General features: G+C 52.9%; 14 protein-coding genes. 3 read left to right on the forward strand and 11 right to left on the reverse strand.

Going from position 1 to position 17,174, the window contains the following annotated elements; all coding sequences use genetic code 11:
• The first annotated feature begins 81 nt into the window (after positions 1-81).
• Both E6C74_RS18850 and E6C74_RS18855 read left to right on the forward strand, forming a co-directional pair.
• A complete protein-coding gene (locus tag E6C74_RS18850) occupies positions 82-519 on the forward strand; it encodes a universal stress protein (RefSeq protein ID WP_136487593.1) in 438 nt (145 codons plus the stop codon).
• A 162-nt stretch (positions 520-681) separates the two neighbouring features.
• Complete coding sequence (locus tag E6C74_RS18855; RefSeq protein ID WP_136487594.1) at positions 682-1,065, forward strand: DUF2061 domain-containing protein; 384 nt, start codon at positions 682-684, stop codon at positions 1,063-1,065.
• Between the two features lie 133 nt (positions 1,066-1,198).
• Here the strand turns inward: E6C74_RS18855 and E6C74_RS18860 are convergent, their stop codons facing one another.
• Complete coding sequence (locus E6C74_RS18860) at positions 1,199-1,999, reverse strand: hypothetical protein (protein WP_136487595.1); 801 nt, start codon at positions 1,997-1,999, stop codon at positions 1,199-1,201.
• Between the two features lie 114 nt (positions 2,000-2,113).
• Complete coding sequence (rraB, locus tag E6C74_RS18865; protein WP_136487596.1) at positions 2,114-2,536, reverse strand: ribonuclease E inhibitor RraB; 423 nt, start codon at positions 2,534-2,536, stop codon at positions 2,114-2,116.
• A 14-nt stretch (positions 2,537-2,550) separates the two neighbouring features.
• On the opposite strand from rraB, the gene E6C74_RS18870 reads away from it, so the two are divergent.
• Positions 2,551-2,733 (forward strand): hypothetical protein, encoded by a 183-nt coding sequence (locus E6C74_RS18870; protein ID WP_136487597.1) that lies wholly within the window; start codon positions 2,551-2,553, stop codon positions 2,731-2,733.
• 96 nt (positions 2,734-2,829) lie between these two features.
• On the opposite strand, the gene tldD is transcribed toward E6C74_RS18870, so the two are convergent.
• From tldD to E6C74_RS18915, 9 genes are all read right to left on the reverse strand, one after another.
• Complete coding sequence (gene tldD / locus E6C74_RS18875) at positions 2,830-4,275, reverse strand: metalloprotease TldD (protein ID WP_136487598.1); 1,446 nt, start codon at positions 4,273-4,275, stop codon at positions 2,830-2,832.
• Between the two features lie 2 nt (positions 4,276-4,277).
• Positions 4,278-5,105, reverse strand: coding sequence for a carbon-nitrogen hydrolase family protein (locus tag E6C74_RS18880; protein WP_136487599.1), 828 nt, complete (start codon positions 5,103-5,105; stop codon positions 4,278-4,280).
• 11 nt (positions 5,106-5,116) lie between these two features.
• Entirely contained in the window at positions 5,117-9,058 is a 3,942-nt protein-coding gene (locus E6C74_RS18885) for a YhdP family protein (protein ID WP_136487600.1), read from the reverse strand.
• 11 nt (positions 9,059-9,069) lie between these two features.
• A complete protein-coding gene (gene rng / locus E6C74_RS18890) occupies positions 9,070-10,539 on the reverse strand; it encodes a ribonuclease G (protein WP_136487601.1) in 1,470 nt (489 codons plus the stop codon).
• A gap of 22 nt (positions 10,540-10,561) precedes the next feature.
• Positions 10,562-11,152, reverse strand: a complete 591-nt coding sequence (locus E6C74_RS18895; protein ID WP_136487602.1) for a Maf family protein — start codon at positions 11,150-11,152, stop codon at positions 10,562-10,564.
• A gap of 7 nt (positions 11,153-11,159) precedes the next feature.
• Positions 11,160-11,648 (reverse strand): rod shape-determining protein MreD, encoded by a 489-nt coding sequence (gene mreD / locus E6C74_RS18900; protein ID WP_136487603.1) that lies wholly within the window; start codon positions 11,646-11,648, stop codon positions 11,160-11,162.
• Positions 11,638-12,540, reverse strand: coding sequence for a rod shape-determining protein MreC (gene mreC, locus E6C74_RS18905; RefSeq protein ID WP_136487604.1), 903 nt, complete (start codon positions 12,538-12,540; stop codon positions 11,638-11,640). The genes mreD and mreC overlap by 11 nt, the downstream gene beginning before the upstream one ends.
• Positions 12,541-12,594: 54 nt before the next feature.
• On the reverse strand, positions 12,595-13,638 hold the full coding sequence (locus tag E6C74_RS18910) for a rod shape-determining protein (RefSeq protein ID WP_020332232.1): 1,044 nt from the start codon (positions 13,636-13,638) through the stop codon (positions 12,595-12,597).
• A 149-nt stretch (positions 13,639-13,787) separates the two neighbouring features.
• Entirely contained in the window at positions 13,788-17,174 is a 3,387-nt protein-coding gene (locus tag E6C74_RS18915; RefSeq protein ID WP_136487605.1) for a DUF6701 domain-containing protein, read from the reverse strand.

A 17,174-nucleotide genomic window follows, 5' to 3' on the forward strand; every position in this document is an offset into this window, starting at 1 on the left:
TGATCAGGCCCCCGGCAGCCAAATCCTGCTCAGATATACTGGGTAGTATGAAGGCCCTACCCTACACAGAGATTACGCATCATGTATAAACATATCCTTGTACCGGTTGATTTAAACGAAAAAGGCTTTGGTGATAAAGCCCTGCAACAGGCAATCTGGCATGCCAAACAAGCCAATGCCACCCTGCATCTGCTTAACGTGTTACCCGGCATCCATATGTCGATGGTCGCGACCTACTTTCCGAAAGATGCGGCCGCCAAAATGAAGCAGGATGTGCGTCAACAGCTGACTGCATTTGCCGAGCAACAGATTGGTGATGCCGTGCCTTATCAGTTGCATGTTGCTGAAGGCAAACCGTATTCGACCATCCTCGACTACGCTAAACAACTGCATGCTGATCTGATTGTCATGCCAAGCCACAAGCGCTCGAAACTTGATAAAGTCATGCTCGGTTCAGTGGCCAGTAAAGTCGTGGAGCTTTCACCGGTTCATGTACTGGTGGTCAAACCCCAGGCTTAACTCTGCTTTGCCCGCAGCGGCCATCTTAGTGATAGAAAAAGACGCTCAATGCGTCTTTTTTATTCGGTAAAACCTATCAAATAAATCGTTCAAACCCATTTTTGTTTTTGCGAATAATTATCAATAATACTCGCATCAAACAGATACAGGGTTGGACCGATCATGAAAAAGACACTCAGCTTTGCCGCTATTCACTTCACCATTGCGTTTAGCGTCGCCTACATTCTGACCGGGGATGTCATCATCGGCAGCCTGATCGCCATGCTGGAACCTATGGTCAATACCGTGGCTTTTTACTTTCATGATCAAGCCTGGAACCGTTACGCTCAACGCAGCGGTAAGACGGTCAATGCGCGCATCAAAACCGCGACCTTTGCACTCATTCACTTCAGTGTCGCCTTTAATGTCGCCTATCTGCTGACGGGGAGCTGGTTAGTCGGCGGGATCATGGCGCTGATTGAACCCAGCATTAATACCTGTGCTTACTATCTGCATGAGAAAAACTGGCAAAGTAAACACACCACTTCGTGGGAATGTGCTCACTAAGTATAAAGAATCAGTCATGCCAGCGCCGCTCTGCTGAAAATAGAAATCCCGCCTGCCTGCGGGATTTGTTGACCTCTGTCGGAGCTTAAAGCGCAGTGACCTCGGCTCAGAGCGGAATGACGCCACCGATAGCTCATAACGGGAAATGGCTGACGCACAGATCCTGATTTAACCCAAGCTGGAACGCCAGTATCTGCCCGTCCAGCTCAATCCGGACATCATAACGGGCTTGGTTTTCCGGCCGCTGCGGATCAAAGTATTGCGGAGCCTCAACCTGGAACAGTGCGCTGGCACGGCTGCTGCGTACATCAATCGGCAGCTGATAAGTCATGCTGCCAAACTTAACCGTCGCCGCAATCAGTCCGGGTGAATAGGTCTGAAAGAACAACTCCACCAGCACTTCACAACCACCGCCATGGTGCCAGATCTGCTCGGTCGCAACATGCTCAAGCCGCACATGGCGGATACACTGCAAAAACGGCGCACGCCAGATGCCGATCCGGCTGTCATAAGGTTTGGCCTGCTCAGCCGATAAGGCACACAGCTGGGCCGGCTCTTCATCAAGCAGCCACTCTTCCTCCTGTTCAAGGAACAGGATTTCAAACCGGTTACGGCCCGGATTCAACCAAGGTCGAATATCTTTACGATACACAGCCTGCAAGCCATCGCAGTCAAACAGGGCAACTCCGTTGAGACGCACTTCAGCATGATAGTCGATCCCCTCCAGCACCAGATCAATCGCCGCAAAGCTGAGCAGAGTGTCGTCGACCTCGATGTCATGCATCAGATGCCATTCCTGCTCAGCAATGCTCTGTTCAGACAGCTCATCAGGCAACACGGCGCTGAGCGGCGCCGGAAAGGTAATGTCATTCTGGGGAATGGATAAATCGGTCAGAGGAGAGAGCTGCCAGAGGCCGGCAAGAGAAAGCTGCATGAGATCCGTCGTTAGATAATAATCAGTTAAGGGCTTGAAGCACGGTTTACCTCATTCAAACATGCAGGGTAAAAAAATACCAGCCAAGTGGCTGGTATTTGTAACGATTATTATTTATGCGTCGTCGTCTTCATCTTCTTCGTCGTCACCGTACAACGCATCTTCACCCTCATAGTAGGTGCCCCAGCCGTCGTAAATGACGTCGTATTTTTCCGCCAGGTTGACCAGCTTCTCGACCTGCGCATCAATGCTGTCTGCATTCAATGCAGACTGCATGGTCGCATCGAAACACAACAGCTTGTTGCCGTCTTCATCTTCGGTTTCTTCCGCTTCAAGCACTTCGAAACCCATCTTGAACGCTTCGACTGCCGCTTTCTCTAGCGTGTCAAAATCTTCGGCAAAGAAGTGGTGTTCGATCTCGTACTCAGCTTCTGGATCACTGCCGTCCTCAAGGAGTGCCTGAATGATATCGCGAGTCTCTTCCTTTTGGATCTCGAGTAACTCTTCAACTGACAGATATTCATCTTCATGAGACATAAGTGTGCTCCAGAATGGTTAAATTAGGTCAAATTTCAGTGCGACGAAATATGGCACGGATCGTCAGTAATTACCACCCACAAAACGATCCGGATCCGATCTTTCTGCCGCTGTTGGTTGATAAATATGCCAAAACCACCTCACGCCAGCAAGCCGCCAAAACAAAGCCGCATCACTGCGGCTTGGTTATGATATGAGCTGACGAATTAGCTATGAACTGATATTCGTTATGCACCGATATTCGTTATAAAGCGGTATTACTTATAAAACGGCATTAGTGATGAACCGATTCTCTACTCGGTACCACCCACGGTCAACGCATCCAGCTTCAGCGTTGGCTGACCAACACCGACCGGCACGCTCTGGCCGGCTTTACCGCACACGCCGACCCCGCGGTCGATACTCAGATCGTTACCGACCATAGAAACTTGCTGCATCGCTTCAATCCCGGAACCGATTAAGGTGGCGCCTTTGATCGGATGAGTCACTTTACCGTTTTCAATCATGTAAGCTTCAGAAGCTGAGAACACAAACTTACCGGAGGTGATGTCAACCTGACCGCCACCGAAGTTCGGTGCGTAGATACCTTTCTTCACTGTCGAGATGATCTCTTCCGGCGTATGCTGACCAGGCAGCATGTAGGTGTTGGTCATACGCGGCATTGGCAGATGGGCATACGACTCACGGCGGCCGTTACCGGTCGGTGCCACCCCCATCAGGCGCGCATTGTGCTTGTCCTGCATGTAGCCTTTCAGAACACCTTTTTCGATCAGCACATTGTACTGACCGTTCACACCTTCATCATCAACGTTGAGTGAGCCGCGCAGATCTTTCAGCGTGCCGTCATCGACGATGGTACACAGATCAGAGGTGACTTTCTGGCCAATCTTGCCGGAGAAGACCGACGATTCTTTGCGGTTGAAGTCGCCTTCCAGACCATGACCTACTGCTTCGTGCAGCAGTACGCCCGGCCAGCCAGAGCCCAGTACCACCGGCATAGTACCAGCCGGGGCCGCGACCGCTTCCAGGTTAACCAGCGCCTGACGAATCGCTTCGTCAGCAAAAGAGTACGCCATCTGCTGACCATTTTCTTCCGAGAGGAAAAAGTCGTAATTGAAACGGCCACCGCCGCCTGAGCTGCCGCGTTCACGGCGATCGCCTTTTTGCGCCAGAACACTGATCGACAGACGCACCAGCGGACGGATATCACCGGCATAAGTACCATCGGTCGCTGCGACCAGGATCTGCTCATGCACACCACTCAGGCTGATAGAGACTTCCTGAATCAGCGGCTCTTTGGTGCGGATGTAAGCATCCAGCTGTTTGAGCAGTTCGGTTTTCTGCTGTTTCTCCCAGCACTCCAGCGGATTAACCGCAGCGTAGTAACTCTGGTTACTGCTGCGTTGAAAAGCCTGAACTTTGCCATTCTGGCCTTGCTGGGCAATGCCGCGCGCTGCGATAGCGCTCTGTTTCAGCCCGTCGAGCTGGATTTGGTCAGAGTAGGCAAAACCGGTTTTCTCGCCGGTAATCGCACGCACACCGACACCACAGTCAATGTTGAATGAACCGTCCTTGATGATGCTGTCTTCGAGCACCAGTGACTCATGCCAGCTGGACTGAAAGTAGATGTCAGCATAATCAATTTCACGAGTGGCGATGGTCGCCAAAGTGTCAGCGATATCCTGCTCTGTCAGCCCGGCGGGGGTTAATAGTGCTTCTTCAATACGGGTAATACTCATAGCTAACTCTTTATCTCTTTAAATTGATTATCAAAGCGCGTGTGCTCAATGATAGGCATGGTACGTCTTAGCCTGTCCAGCTGGTCCAGTTCAATATCAGCCACCAGATTGGCAGGGCTTTGTCCCAGCGAAGCCACTACTTCACCCCAAGGGTTGATGATCATGGAGTGGCCCCAGGTTTCACGTCCGCACGGATGGTGACCGCCCTGACCGACCGCGATCACCCAACACTGGGTCTCGATTGCGCGGGCACGCAGCAACACTTCCCAGTGCGCGCGTCCGGTTACCGCGGTAAACGCGGCAGGTACCAGCAGAATCTGAGCCCCGAGGCGGCGCAGCTCTGCGTATAAATTAGGAAAACGAACGTCATAACAGATAGACAGCCCAAGCTGTCCGAACGGTGTCGGTACGACCACCACTTGGTTACCCGGGGTAAAGGTTTCCGACTCCCGATAACGCTGATGGCCATCGGCAACATCCACATCAAACATATGCAGCTTATCATAATGTGCCACTGCTGCGCCCTGCGGATTAAATAAAATCGATGTGGTTGTCACGCCCTCAGCTCTGGCGATCGGCATACTGCCTACCAGTAACCATAGCTGATTGTCGCGCGCAATGCGGGATAGCTCAGCCTGCATCGGCCCCTGGCCGAACGCTTCAGCATGACTGTGGTAGTCTTCGCGATTGCCCAGTACCACCGCGTTTTCCGGTGTCACCACCCATTCCGCACCCTGACCGGCCAGCACTTGTGCCTGCCTGGCGATGTAGGCCAGATTCTGTTCTACATCCGGACCTGAGGTCATCTGAATTAATCCGACACGTTGCATGTTCTCACTCCCTATTCTGCTAACTTTCTCAGCTTTTCCGGCAATTTGAACTCACCGCGGGTACGCGAGAGCTCTTTGACCGTCGGCGCATCCAGTGGCCCTTTCACTTCATAGTTGACCTGGGTAAAGATCTCGACCACAGGTGAAATCAGCGTATTAACGGCCAGCACATACAGCGCGGTGGCCGGCGTGACCGCAAATGCGCTCAAAACCGGAATACCGGAGGTCAGATCCGGCACAAAATTCACTTCCGCATCAACCGTTCGGGTGTTGAGATCCGCCAGACCTTTAATGGTCATCTCGCCCGCCACCGCATCCATTTTGATGTTATTGGTGACAAACACCCCCTGGGAAATTTCGCCGTTACCGGTGATCGAGTTAAATGCCATGCCGTCATCAAACACGTCACTGAAATCAAGCTGCATTTTACGAATGATCGAATCGAGGCTGAACAGCCCCAGCAAGCGGGCCGCGCCGCTGACATTCGAGATCACGCCTTTGCCGAGCTCAGTCTCCAGCTTGCCCTGCAGAGTGTTGACCTTCATTGACCAAGGCGCCCCGTCCCACTGCAGCTGGCTGGTCATATCAAACGGCGCTTTCTGAATACCGGAGCTGATACCGAAACGCTCCATCAGATCGCTGTTATTGTCACCTTTCATGGCCAGATTCATCGTGGTATGGCTGCGGTCATTGTGCAGCGTCCAGCCACCGTTGATGTGCACTTCATTGGTACCGCTGGTCAGATCAATCTGTTTCCAGTTCAGGGTATTGTGCTGGCGTTCCATCGCCATCGCCAGCTTACCGACTTTATAGCCCTGCAACCAGAAGTCACTGATATCCAACTTAAGATCCGGCATCAGCGCGTGGAACTGACGATCAAAATCAGAAATCAAGGGGGCATCCTGTTTCTCGATATCGACCAGCGGCGCTTTACCATCCTGCTCATCGAGCTGCGGAATATAGAGATGCAGACGCTGTAAGTTAACACTGAGCTTGTCCGGCAGTTGATAATCCGCCACACCCTGCGCTTCCTGACTGTCGATCATCATCTGCCACAACTGATCTTTCTGACGCGCATTAAAAACCACATCATGCCAGTCCAGATCCGCCACATGCAGCTCTTTGACTCGCACGTCGACCCGCTGCGGGATCGGGATCTGCAGGGTATTCACAGTCGCCAAAGCTGAGGTTGACTTGCTTTGTGGCTCAGGCTGCAGCAGAGAAATCCACTGGTCGAGATCTAACTTGTCAGTACGGATCTGCGCATCATGCCCGACCACGGGGCTGATGCGAAAACTGCCCTGGCCGACCACCAGATTGGTGGCGGTCAGGACCGGAACGGACTTGGTAATGTCGATTTCAGCCTGGTACTTGGCATTCGGCACCTGAACCCGGGCACTGATCGACTGCTGGTTACCGGAGGCTTGCAGCAATGCCGTCCCCTTGCTATTAACCGGCTTATTGAGCGGATACGGATAACGGCTTGCCACCCGGTTCAGATTAGCACGTGCATCAATCTGATAGGTAAAGCCGACATCGTTAAGCTGAATATCGACGCCCATCTGCCACGGCGCATGGCCCTGGAGAGGATTGATCCAGCGCGCGCCGACATACGGCGCGAGCGGTTTCAGTTCCCAGTCACCGACCAGATCGATATTAACCGCATAGCCCTGCGCGGCACTTTCGCCCCGAAAATCAAACGAAATCGGCTGCTCAAGCAGCGAAGCCGACAAACCGGCGGCGGTCACCACATCATTGTCAAACTCAATCCGGCCGCTGACTGCTTCCAGCGTCATCGGCGGCGCATCAATCTCGACATGGTTTTTATCCAGGTCCACCCAGCCCCAGGCACGCGGCTCCTGCTCGGAGCTAAACGGAATATTGAGCTGGAATTCAGACGTCACATCACCGCTGACCTGAATCGCAGTCAGTGCCGCCCCCACCGAGTCGACCAGCGGCGTCGCGGTCATGTAATCACGCACCGTATTGCCCTGCGCCACTGCGCTGGCTTCAATTTCAATATGTCCGTCCGATTCAAGATGCGGAATACGGCCGGTAATACGCTGCGCTTTGACCTCTTTCAGTGTTGCGGCATGTGAGTCAAGGTACATGGCATCATTTTCAAACAGCAGATCAAGCTGCATATCGGTAATCGCCGGCCAGGCGGTATCAAAACTAAAGGTCGCCTGTTTGAGACCAACCCAGGCCTGGAACATGCCGTTGTGATTCGAATAAGGGAAATCGCCCAACTCACCGTACCACAGCAGCTTGGCAGTATTGACTTTACCGCCCTGAATCGCGGTTGAGAGATAGTCGGTCAGCTCATGACCCAGCGCCAGGGTCGGCAGATAACGCCAGGTCTCGCCGGCATTATGCAGATCGGCTTCGGCGTAAAAGGACAGAAACGGACTTTTATCCTCAGGAAAATCGAGCCGGAACGCGCCCAGCACCTGCAGATCCGGGGTCGCCGCGGTGACTTTATCCGCCCACAGTGACCAGCCGCTGTCATCGCGCTGCCACACCATATCGACCTGACCCTGGCGAATATTGAGCGGCGCCTGGAACACGTCACCATACGGCAGCACATCATCAATCAGACTGGCGTGAATCACCGCCTTATCCGGCGTTCCGCTCACTTTAGCCTGCAGATTATGCACTTCCGGCAGCAGTTCCCACTGCTTGATACCGATATCTTGCAACGTGGCCGAATAGCGCAGTGACTCAGGCGTCACACCTTGCTGCACACGCAGGTTTTCCACCAGACCGCTCGGACTGAGCTCATCAAGTAACTGATTGGTTTGCTGGGATTCCGGCACCAGACGGGCCAAGGGCAGCAGGGCCGCAATATCCAGTTGGGAGACGTTGAGGCGCCACTGCTGCGGCTGCCAGTCCAGGGCGAAATCGAGCTCCGGCCACGGCGTATCGTCAGTACGAGCTTTTAGTGAGTGCGCACTTACTTTCCAACCCTCTTTATGCGGAGAAAGGACCAGAATACCCGATTCAAGCAGCAGCTCATGGCGCTGCGAATCTGTGGCTTGTTCACTGCCGGATGACAACTCGGCATCCTGCTCAGCTTCTGACTCGGCAGGAGCCTGCTGCCAGATAAGCTCAGACGGTTTTAAGGCGACATAGCCATCGACCGGCTGATTGTTCTCCAGTGTCATCCAGCCGTCGAAGCTGACCACACCGCGCTGAATCCCGGTCGCATCTTTCAGATAACGGGTCAGCCACGGCAGGACGCGCAGCTTATCGGCACTGACATAGAAATCACCGGAAATGTCACTCAAAGAGCCGTGATCGCGAAAGTCAGCACTCACTTTGAGCGAGTTGATTTCCGCATCGGCCAGGCTGACTACCCCTTCGGCCAGATGGCGCTGGCCCTGGTTTTTCCAGTGCAGCTTATCAATATCGAGCTGGCGCATATCGCCGGCCAGACTTTGATACTGAATGGTGGAGTTCTGCAAAGAGAAGTCATCTAACTGACGTAAGAAAAGATCATCCAGGCGGCGTAATACCCGCCCCTGAGCGCCGGGCAGCGCCTCGTCACCGGAAGACGGGTTCAGCTGGTTGAGATCAACCGAACGGATATCAAGCCTGAGCTGATGGATAACCAGATTAGCGACCACCGGCTCTTGCTGTAGCAGCGAGTCAAACAGATCAAACTCGACATCAATCCGGTCGGTGTTAAATTGAATCTGACTGCCGTCAGGGAAACGGGCCTGAACGCCCTGCAGGGCCAGCGACGGGTGGGTATTGCGCCAGAAGCCACGTACATCCGAGATTTCAAACTGAATGTGGCTCTGCGCGCTGACCCAGCCCTGGATCTCATCCTTAAAGCGATTCATTTCCGGCAACAGAACACGCAGCGCCGTGATGGCAATTGCCAGCAGCACCAACAAACTGACCAGCAGCCAGGTTACGATCCGCCCAAGGCGAGTTAACATTGAGATCACTCGCTGTCCTATTACATCATTACGACATCAAATTGCTCTTGCACATACAAAGGTTCAGCCTGAATACGTACTTCCTTCCCGATGAAGACTTCCAGCTCCGCCAGAGAGTGTGATTCGTCGTCGTGCAGCGTTTCTGCCACCGCCGGTGACGCATAGACCACAAACTGATCCGCATCGTAGGCCCGGTTAACCCGGGTAATTTCACGCAGGATCTCGAAACACACGGTATCAACGGTCTTCACGCTGCCACGCCCTTCACAAGTTGGACAAGTGGAACACAGCACATGTTCAATACTTTCGCGCGTCCGTTTACGGGTCATTTCCACCAGACCAAGGTGGGTAAAGCCGTTAATGTTGGTTTTCACCCGGTCTTTGCTCAGCGCTGCATCAAGTGAAGTAAGTACCCGCTTACGGTGTTCTTCGGATATCATATCGATAAAGTCGATAATGATAATACCGCCCAGGTTACGCAAACGCAGCTGGCGCGCAATCGCCTGAGTGGCTTCAATGTTGGTGTTGAAAATCGTCTCTTCCAGATTACGACGCCCGACAAACGCACCGGTGTTGATATCGATGGTGGTCATGGCTTCGGTCTGATCGATGATCAGGTAACCGCCGGACTTCAGTTCGACTTTACGCTCCAGGGAACGCTGAATCTCGTTCTCGGTGTCGTACATATCGAAAATGGGCTGATCGCCTTCGTACAACTCAAGCTTATCGGTCAGCTCAGGCACAAATTCCGAGGTGAACTCAAGCAGATTTTCATATTCCTGCCGTGAATCGACCATAATTTTGGTCAGGTCAGTACCGACGAAATCACGCAGAATGCGCTGTGCCAGGCCCAGTTCGCCATACAGGGTCGAACGACTCTTGTATTTAGCCCGGCGCTCCATCACTTTACCCCACAGACGCTTAAGGAAAGCGGCATCCTGGGACAGTTCTTTCTCTTTCGCCGCTTCGGCAGCGGTACGGATAATAAAGCCACCGTGCTCATCGCAATATTGCGAGACCACATTTTTCAGACGATCACGTTCAGATTCGCTTTCAATCCGCTGCGAGACACCGACATGGCTGGCACCCGGCATGTAGACCAGGTAACGGGAAGGAAGAGTGATATCTGTGGTCAGACGCGCGCCCTTAGTGCCAAGCGGATCTTTCACCACCTGCACCACGATATCCTGCCCCTGACGCACCAGTTCCGAAATATCACGCACCTGGAATTGCTGTTTCTCGTTCTCGGCCACGCATTCAGTGTGCGGAACGATATCAGAAGCATGCAAAAACGCCGCTTTGTCTAAGCCGATATCAACAAACGCAGCCTGCATACCAGGCAGAACCCGGCTCACTTTGCCTTTGTAGATGTTGCCGACAATACCCCGCTTTGCTTCACGTTCAATGTGGATTTCCTGAAGGACACCGCCTTCAATCATCGCCACCCGCGTTTCACTCGGTGTGACGTTTAAGAGCAACTCTGCACTCATGAGCGCACCTCAATGTTTTAAATTATAAGAATTCGCGCAAGAGCTGGTCAGTTTCGTAGAGTGGTAGCCCGACGACGGCGTAGTAGCTGCCTTCTAATCTTGTTACAAATCGTCCACCCAATCCCTGAATGCCATAACTGCCAGCTTTATCGCAAGGTTCACCGCTTTGCCAGTACTGTTCGATTTCTTGTTCGGTCAGAGCTTTAAACCAGACGTCTGTGGTCACCACGACAGAGCGATGCTGCTGTGCTGTAGCCACCGTTACCGCGGTCATCACCTGATGGCGATTGGCCTGCAGATGCAGCAGCATGCGGCGGGAGTCCGCAAAATCGTGCGGTTTTTCCAGCACCAGTCCGTCCTGCACCACTATGGTGTCGGAGCCAATCACGACCATATCATGACTTGCTACCGTATGATTGCTGGCTGCTGCCAGGGCTAAGCCAGCCAGCGCTTTATCACGGGATAAACGTGCTACATACTGCCGCGCACTTTCATCCGCTTGCTGCGCTTCTTCGACATTGGGGACCAGGACATCAAACTGATAACCCAACTGAGCTAACAATTCGCGCCGTCTTGGCGAGCCGGAAGCTAAGATCAGTTTTTTATCGCTCATCGCGTTATCACTTAATATGCCAATGACGTCGAACCCGACGCAGTAATAAGAACATCCACGGCCAGAGTATACAGCTAATTAAGCCACTCCAGAGTGACAATGGATTAAATGTCACGTCCTGGATCAAATATTCGCCAAAGAAAATCAGGATTTCCAGCACCATAGAAAGCACGGCAATCACCATTGCCTGCTGCCACAGTGCCATATTACGCAACACCAGGAAGTTGAGTGCGACCAGGTAAACCACGATCGACATCATCATGCCGCGAATACCCAGCGTCGAGCCGAGCAGTAAATCCCACAGTAAACCCAGTATCAGTGCGCTACCGACGTTGACCCGGTGCGGCAGCGCCAGCACCCAGTAACAGGTCACCAGCAGCAACCAGGATGGGCGCAGCAGATCGAGCGCACCTGGCCAGGGAATGGTTTGCAACACCAGAGCAAAAAAGAATGAGGCCCAGATAACAACACGGCCTGCCCAATCATTACTGGCCATTATTATTGTCCTCTGCATTGCTGCCAACTGTTGTCGGTTGCATATCAACGTTAATCACTTGCTGCTGGCGGTCTTCATTCGGCCAGATCAATAGCAGGTAGCGTAAGCGGTCAAAATCGACCACCGGCGTTGCTTGAATCGCCGCAAATTCACGCCGGGTATCTTTATCGACCTGGGCAACGTAACCCACCGGATAACCTTCCGGATAAACTCCGCCCAACCCCGATGTCACCAGCATATCGCCGACTTCAATATCGGTACTGGTGGCAATGTGCTCAAGCTGAATCTCATCGCTCTGGCCGTTCCCGGACGCGATGACACGGATATCATTGCGGATATTCTGCACCGGAATGGCATTGTTGGGGTCAATCAGCAGCAATACGCGGCTGTTATGCGCCGCAACAAAGGTCACCTGACCGACAATCCCTTTTTCATTGATGACCGGCTGGCCTTCGTAAACGCCATCCACGCGGCCTTTATCAATCACCACCTGATGACGATACGGTGAGGTATCGACCGCCATCACTTCCGTCACGACTTTTTTCTCATCTCGCACAAAAGTAGAGCCAAGCAGTTTACGCAGGCGCTGGTTTTCTTCGCGGTATTGGTCAAGCAGGATCAGATCGCTTTTCAGCGTCAACACGTCCTGTTTCAGCGTGCGATTCGATTCCATCAGTTGCTGACGGGTGTTAAAACGCTCGTAGAATCCATCAAACATACTGCGCGGCAGGTCGGCAGCATATTGAATAGGCGCAACTAAACTGTTGAGCAAAAAACGTACATGAGTGAATGTACCTAAACGACTATCAGCCAGCATAAGGCTGGCTGATATAATGACCGCGAAAAACAGACGCAACTGAAGGGAAGGCCCACGGCCAAATATTGGCTTCATCTTAAACCATCCTAAAGTTGAATTCGGGCACTCCGCAGAGTGCCAGACAAGCCATTATTCATCGCTGAACAGATCGCCACCATGCATATCGATCATTTCAAGAGCTTTACCGCCACCACGCGCCACACAAGTCAGCGGGTCTTCAGCGATAACAACTGGGATGCCGGTCTCTTCTGTCAGCAGACGATCCAGATCTTTCAGCAGTGCGCCGCCGCCGGTCAGAACCATGCCGTTCTCGGAAATATCAGACGCCAGCTCTGGCGGACACTGTTCCAGCGCCACCATCACCGCCGAAACGATACCAGTCAGCGGCTCTTGCAGCGCTTCCAGGATTTCATTCGAGTTCAGGGTAAAGCTGCGTGGCACACCTTCGGCCAGGTTACGGCCGCGTACTTCAATTTCCTGAACTTCATCGCCCGGATAAGCGGAACCGATCTCGTGTTTGATCTTCTCGGCCGTCGCTTCACCGATCAGGCTGCCGTAGTTACGGCGCACGTAGTTGATGATCGCTTCATCAAAACGGTCACCACCGATACGCACTGATGATGAGTACACCACACCGTTCAGAGAGATAACCGCCACTTCAGTGGTACCACCACCGATATCGACCACCATAGAACCGGTCGGCTCAGATACACGCAGGCCCGCACCGATCGCCGCCGCCATCGGCTCATCAATCAGATACACTTCACGTGCACCGGCACCCAGCGCCGATTCACGGATTGCACGACGCTCAACCTGGGTTGAACCACATGGCACACAAACCAGCACGCGCGGGCTAGGTTTCAGAATACTGTTGTCATGCACGCTGCGGATAAAGTGCTGCAGCATTTTCTCTGTCACGTAGAAGTCAGCAATCACGCCGTCTTTCATCGGACGAATAGCGGAAATATTGCCCGGCGTACGGCCTAGCATCTGCTTAGCTGCGTGACCCACAGCCGCAACAGTTTTGCCACCACGACCTTTATCCTGGCGAATGGCAACGACGGAAGGCTCGTCTAGAACGATACCCTGTCCTTTAACATAAATAAGTGTGTTGGCTGTACCTAAATCGATCGATAGGTCATTTGAAAACATGCCACGAAGTTTTTTGAACATAATCTTCGTTCGTCCTGCAAGAAATGAAGAGAAAAATTGCACTAAATGTACCAATGCCTTGCCATCACAGCAAGGCATTGAGGTCTAAACATGGGCTGAAACACGCAATTTCTAACAGATTCCTAACCTGGGGGGTGAAAATGACGGGATCATTGCCCGGTCAGGCGTGCTTCACCACGGAAAATCACCCGATCGTTGCCGCGATGCACGCCGAAGGTCACCACTGCCGACGGATCCTCATCACCAACACCGCGCCAATTGTATTGCAGCCAGGGATTATCGGCCCCCTGCGGACCACAGGTTATGCTGCTGTCGGCCAGCTGCGGCGAGCGGCTACTGCTGTCATCAAGTCGCAGCCAGAAACGTACCTGTTCACGCACACTGTTCTGCTCCTGCTCGGAATGGGGAGTCGCCATCAGTTGATCGCTCTCTCCTGCCGCTACTGTCGGGATTTGCAGTGACGCCTGGCGCGGCTCGAGTGATGAATTGAACTTATCGGCATCTGCAGTCCATATGCTCTGGCGGCAAACCGAATTGGCGCTCGATCGGAACCAGCTGCCGTTATCATCACGGTTGGTGACAAAGCGGCTGCCCTGCCAGTATTCCGTCCGCAGCGGTACATTTATCTTACTGACGGTGGTACCGCCGACGTCATCCAGCACCATACGCCCGTAACGAATATCCGGTTGCGAACCAAACACCGCACCGCGATCCACTGTCGTACCATCCTGAGTTAATGTCAGTTGCGGTGAAGTAAAGTCCACACCATCCACTTTATCGGTCACCCGCAAGCCAAATCCGCTGGTAAACGGACCATCCGCGCTGGTGGTATAAGGAGAGGGATTGGTTACACGCTTGCTGAATGTCAGTGAGTGCTCACCTGACAACACACCATCCGACCAGGAGCCGGAGCCATCCCAGAACTGTAGGTCGTAATCGGCAATCCGCGCGCCGAGATCGCCACCACTGCTGTCCACCGCCAGCAGCTTAATATCGGCGATCAGAGCCGGATCAAATGATGAATAGTTTTGGGTAACCTGGCCCTGGCTGTTCTGCGCTTCAACACTAAACCCATAACCAAACGGCTGATTCATGTAAGCAAAACCTGTCTGACCATCGGGATAATCCCAGTCGTTGGCGCTGAGACTGAGCCAGGCCGGATAAAAGCGGCCAATTTCGCGATAACCCGGATTGACCGTCATGCCGAGGTACTCATCACTCAGGCCCGCTTGTACCCGCAACACCCCGACTTCACTCCAGTTGAGATCGCTAAAGGGCAGATATTCATCGTTAACCCCTGAGGTATTGTATCGTTGCAACTCACCATTGAGCGTACCGTTCGCTCCATCTTCGGGTTCAGCAACCCGATAGCTGAGTTCTGCCTTTGCACTGAGTTGTGCGGCAGACGAAAAGAAGTTTTGCGTCACCGGCCGGGCACACAGGCCTGAAGTTTCAATCTCACCTTGTGCGGCGCCACCACTGATCCAGCGTAGCGGACGCACATTCAGCCCGAATGTGTTGCCGGCCGCAGTAAAGGCAGTGCTGTTGCGATCGGTAATATTGCCGTCCATCGCACTGCTGTCACCGGGCGAACAAATGGCTAAGGTCCACGGACGTGAATAGACAGTAAAACTGCCCTGCAACGTGCCTTTACCTTTGATCGGGCAATCGTCGCCCAGCTCGCGGCAGTTAAAGTTGCTGTCTTCCAGCAGCACGGTTTTGATGCCGCTGTCGTCCATCACTAAATCCGCCGTCGCTTCCCCATCTTTGAAAACAGGAGAAAACTTCAGCTCACCAACGCCGTTAGCTGGTGCCTGCCATTCAGAGCTGATCGTTGGCGTGCCTTGGTAGGCCAAATCTTTCGGGCTGCCATCCGCAGTACAGGTTTGGGCCGTGATGGTCACTGGCTGCGGTTTGCTGGCAATCACACGCTGGTCTTCGGCGGCCAGTTTATACGGTACAAAATGGTACTCACCGGATACCGAAGGCTGGCCATCACTATCAAGTAAGGTAGCACTCACATTGACCAGATTCGATCTCCCAGCCGAGCTTAACTGGAACCATAGTTCTCCTGCGGCATTAGCCTGGTAGAGACCCGCAGCCAGTTTCGTCCCTTTGCCGGCAACCAGCGTCAGGTTGTTATCCGGTGTTACCGCTATCTTACCCCGATAACTGCCGGTCGCTTCTCCCTCGGTCGCTACCTGAAAATGAATATCCTGCGTGGTACAAATCAGGCTGTAGTCCAGCTCTGGAATGACTTGCAGCTGGTAGTCGGTCTGGGTAGTGATGTCGCTGGCCGAACAGGCCGCCCCCGGATAATAACGGATGCTGGCGCTGCCTGAGAGGATCGTCTGATCGGCAATAACTGCGCCGGTAAATACGCCGGCACCGCTGACGGAAAAACGCCGCCGGCTGAACACATTGGCACATAAGTTGGCACTACCATCCACGTTAAAATCGGCCTGCCCGGCACTGCTGGGATCGAACCGATCATCTAAAGCATACAGGTTGACCTTTTTACCCTGTCCTTTACCGGAACCATTGAGGTTGACCTTGTTAGCCACCAGCGTGACGGCGCCATCATACATGGTTTCGTTCTTTGAGGACGTATTGAGGTAGCGCTTAATGTAATACACACCAGCAGCGAAATAGGCCCGGTTAGCACCGCCAGACATCATGTACTCATAAACTTTAAAGTTGCTTTTATCGCGCCCTACGTGAAAATTCACTGCACTGCCGTTGGAGAAAGAAAGACTATAGGCGGAAAAAGAGGCGTCATAAACATTGAGCGTGCTGCTATTACCAGTCGTCGTAAATGCCTCAAACTGGTAAATCCCACTATTGAGGACAACATCCGTATCGCGAACGGTTACGTTTTTAATCTTTAGCGCCTGAGTATCTGATGTAATCGATATCCGTTTACCATTCCAGGGGGAAGTGATTAATGTATTGATGGATAACGAACTACCAGCCGGGAGATATAGTTGCGTACCATCAGCGAGTTCCAATTTTTGAATGTTATAATTTCCGGGACGAAACGTGACCCTTTGCGTGGTTTGAAGCGTAATGTTCCTGTAGTTTCCCGGTTGTAAATTCAAGTCACCACTGACATTGTTGAATGTGCGATCAACAGTGGAGCTGTTGCTAATAACCATATCGCGTACATCATCAAATGTGACGTCAAAGGTTGGCATCACATCCACCTGCAAAATCTGACCAACCGAAGGCTGGCACAAATAACCATTGCCCGATGAACTGTTTTCGGGATACCCAAGGTGACAAAAGGTTTTCCAGCTGTCATTATCAACAATGCCTTTCACTGCAACAGCGATACGCCCGTTACTGCCGATATCCGCGCTCTTGAAGCCGTAAATATGGGTACTACCACCCAGGGCTAAGGTGCCATTTTCAGCCCCGCGCCAGGCCTGCACCGGGCTATCAAACACATTGTCCAGCACCGCTAAACCTGGTGATGCCATCACCAGGTGTGGAAGGCATAACAACACTACGGACGCCAGACAAGTTTTCCAATTCAT

Origin of the sequence: Vibrio sp. H11, from assembly GCF_004804295.1 — a bacterium.
GTDB lineage: Bacteria > Pseudomonadota > Gammaproteobacteria > Enterobacterales > Vibrionaceae > Vibrio > Vibrio ostreae.

Excerpts from the sequence above, each read along its gene's own strand:
- E6C74_RS18850 (WP_136487593.1), top strand. The coding sequence starts at position 82 with ATGTATAAACATATCCTTGTACCGGTTGATTTAAACGAAAAAGGCTTT.
- mreD (WP_136487603.1), bottom strand. The coding sequence starts at position 11,648 with ATGGCCAGTAATGATTGGGCAGGCCGTGTTGTTATCTGGGCCTCATTC.
- mreC (WP_136487604.1), bottom strand. The coding sequence starts at position 12,540 with ATGAAGCCAATATTTGGCCGTGGGCCTTCCCTTCAGTTGCGTCTGTTT.
- E6C74_RS18870 (WP_136487597.1), top strand. The coding sequence starts at position 2,551 with ATGGTTAAATTAGGTCAAATTTCAGTGCGACGAAATATGGCACGGATC.
- E6C74_RS18880 (WP_136487599.1), bottom strand. The coding sequence starts at position 5,105 with ATGCAACGTGTCGGATTAATTCAGATGACCTCAGGTCCGGATGTAGAA.
- E6C74_RS18910 (WP_020332232.1), bottom strand. The coding sequence starts at position 13,638 with ATGTTCAAAAAACTTCGTGGCATGTTTTCAAATGACCTATCGATCGAT.
- rng (WP_136487601.1), bottom strand. The coding sequence starts at position 10,539 with ATGAGTGCAGAGTTGCTCTTAAACGTCACACCGAGTGAAACGCGGGTG.
- E6C74_RS18860 (WP_136487595.1), bottom strand. The coding sequence starts at position 1,999 with ATGCAGCTTTCTCTTGCCGGCCTCTGGCAGCTCTCTCCTCTGACCGAT.
- tldD (WP_136487598.1), bottom strand. The coding sequence starts at position 4,275 with ATGAGTATTACCCGTATTGAAGAAGCACTATTAACCCCCGCCGGGCTG.
- E6C74_RS18895 (WP_136487602.1), bottom strand. The coding sequence starts at position 11,152 with ATGAGCGATAAAAAACTGATCTTAGCTTCCGGCTCGCCAAGACGGCGC.
- rraB (WP_136487596.1), bottom strand. The coding sequence starts at position 2,536 with ATGTCTCATGAAGATGAATATCTGTCAGTTGAAGAGTTACTCGAGATC.
- E6C74_RS18915 (WP_136487605.1), bottom strand. The coding sequence starts at position 17,174 with ATGAATTGGAAAACTTGTCTGGCGTCCGTAGTGTTGTTATGCCTTCCA.
- E6C74_RS18855 (WP_136487594.1), top strand. The coding sequence starts at position 682 with ATGAAAAAGACACTCAGCTTTGCCGCTATTCACTTCACCATTGCGTTT.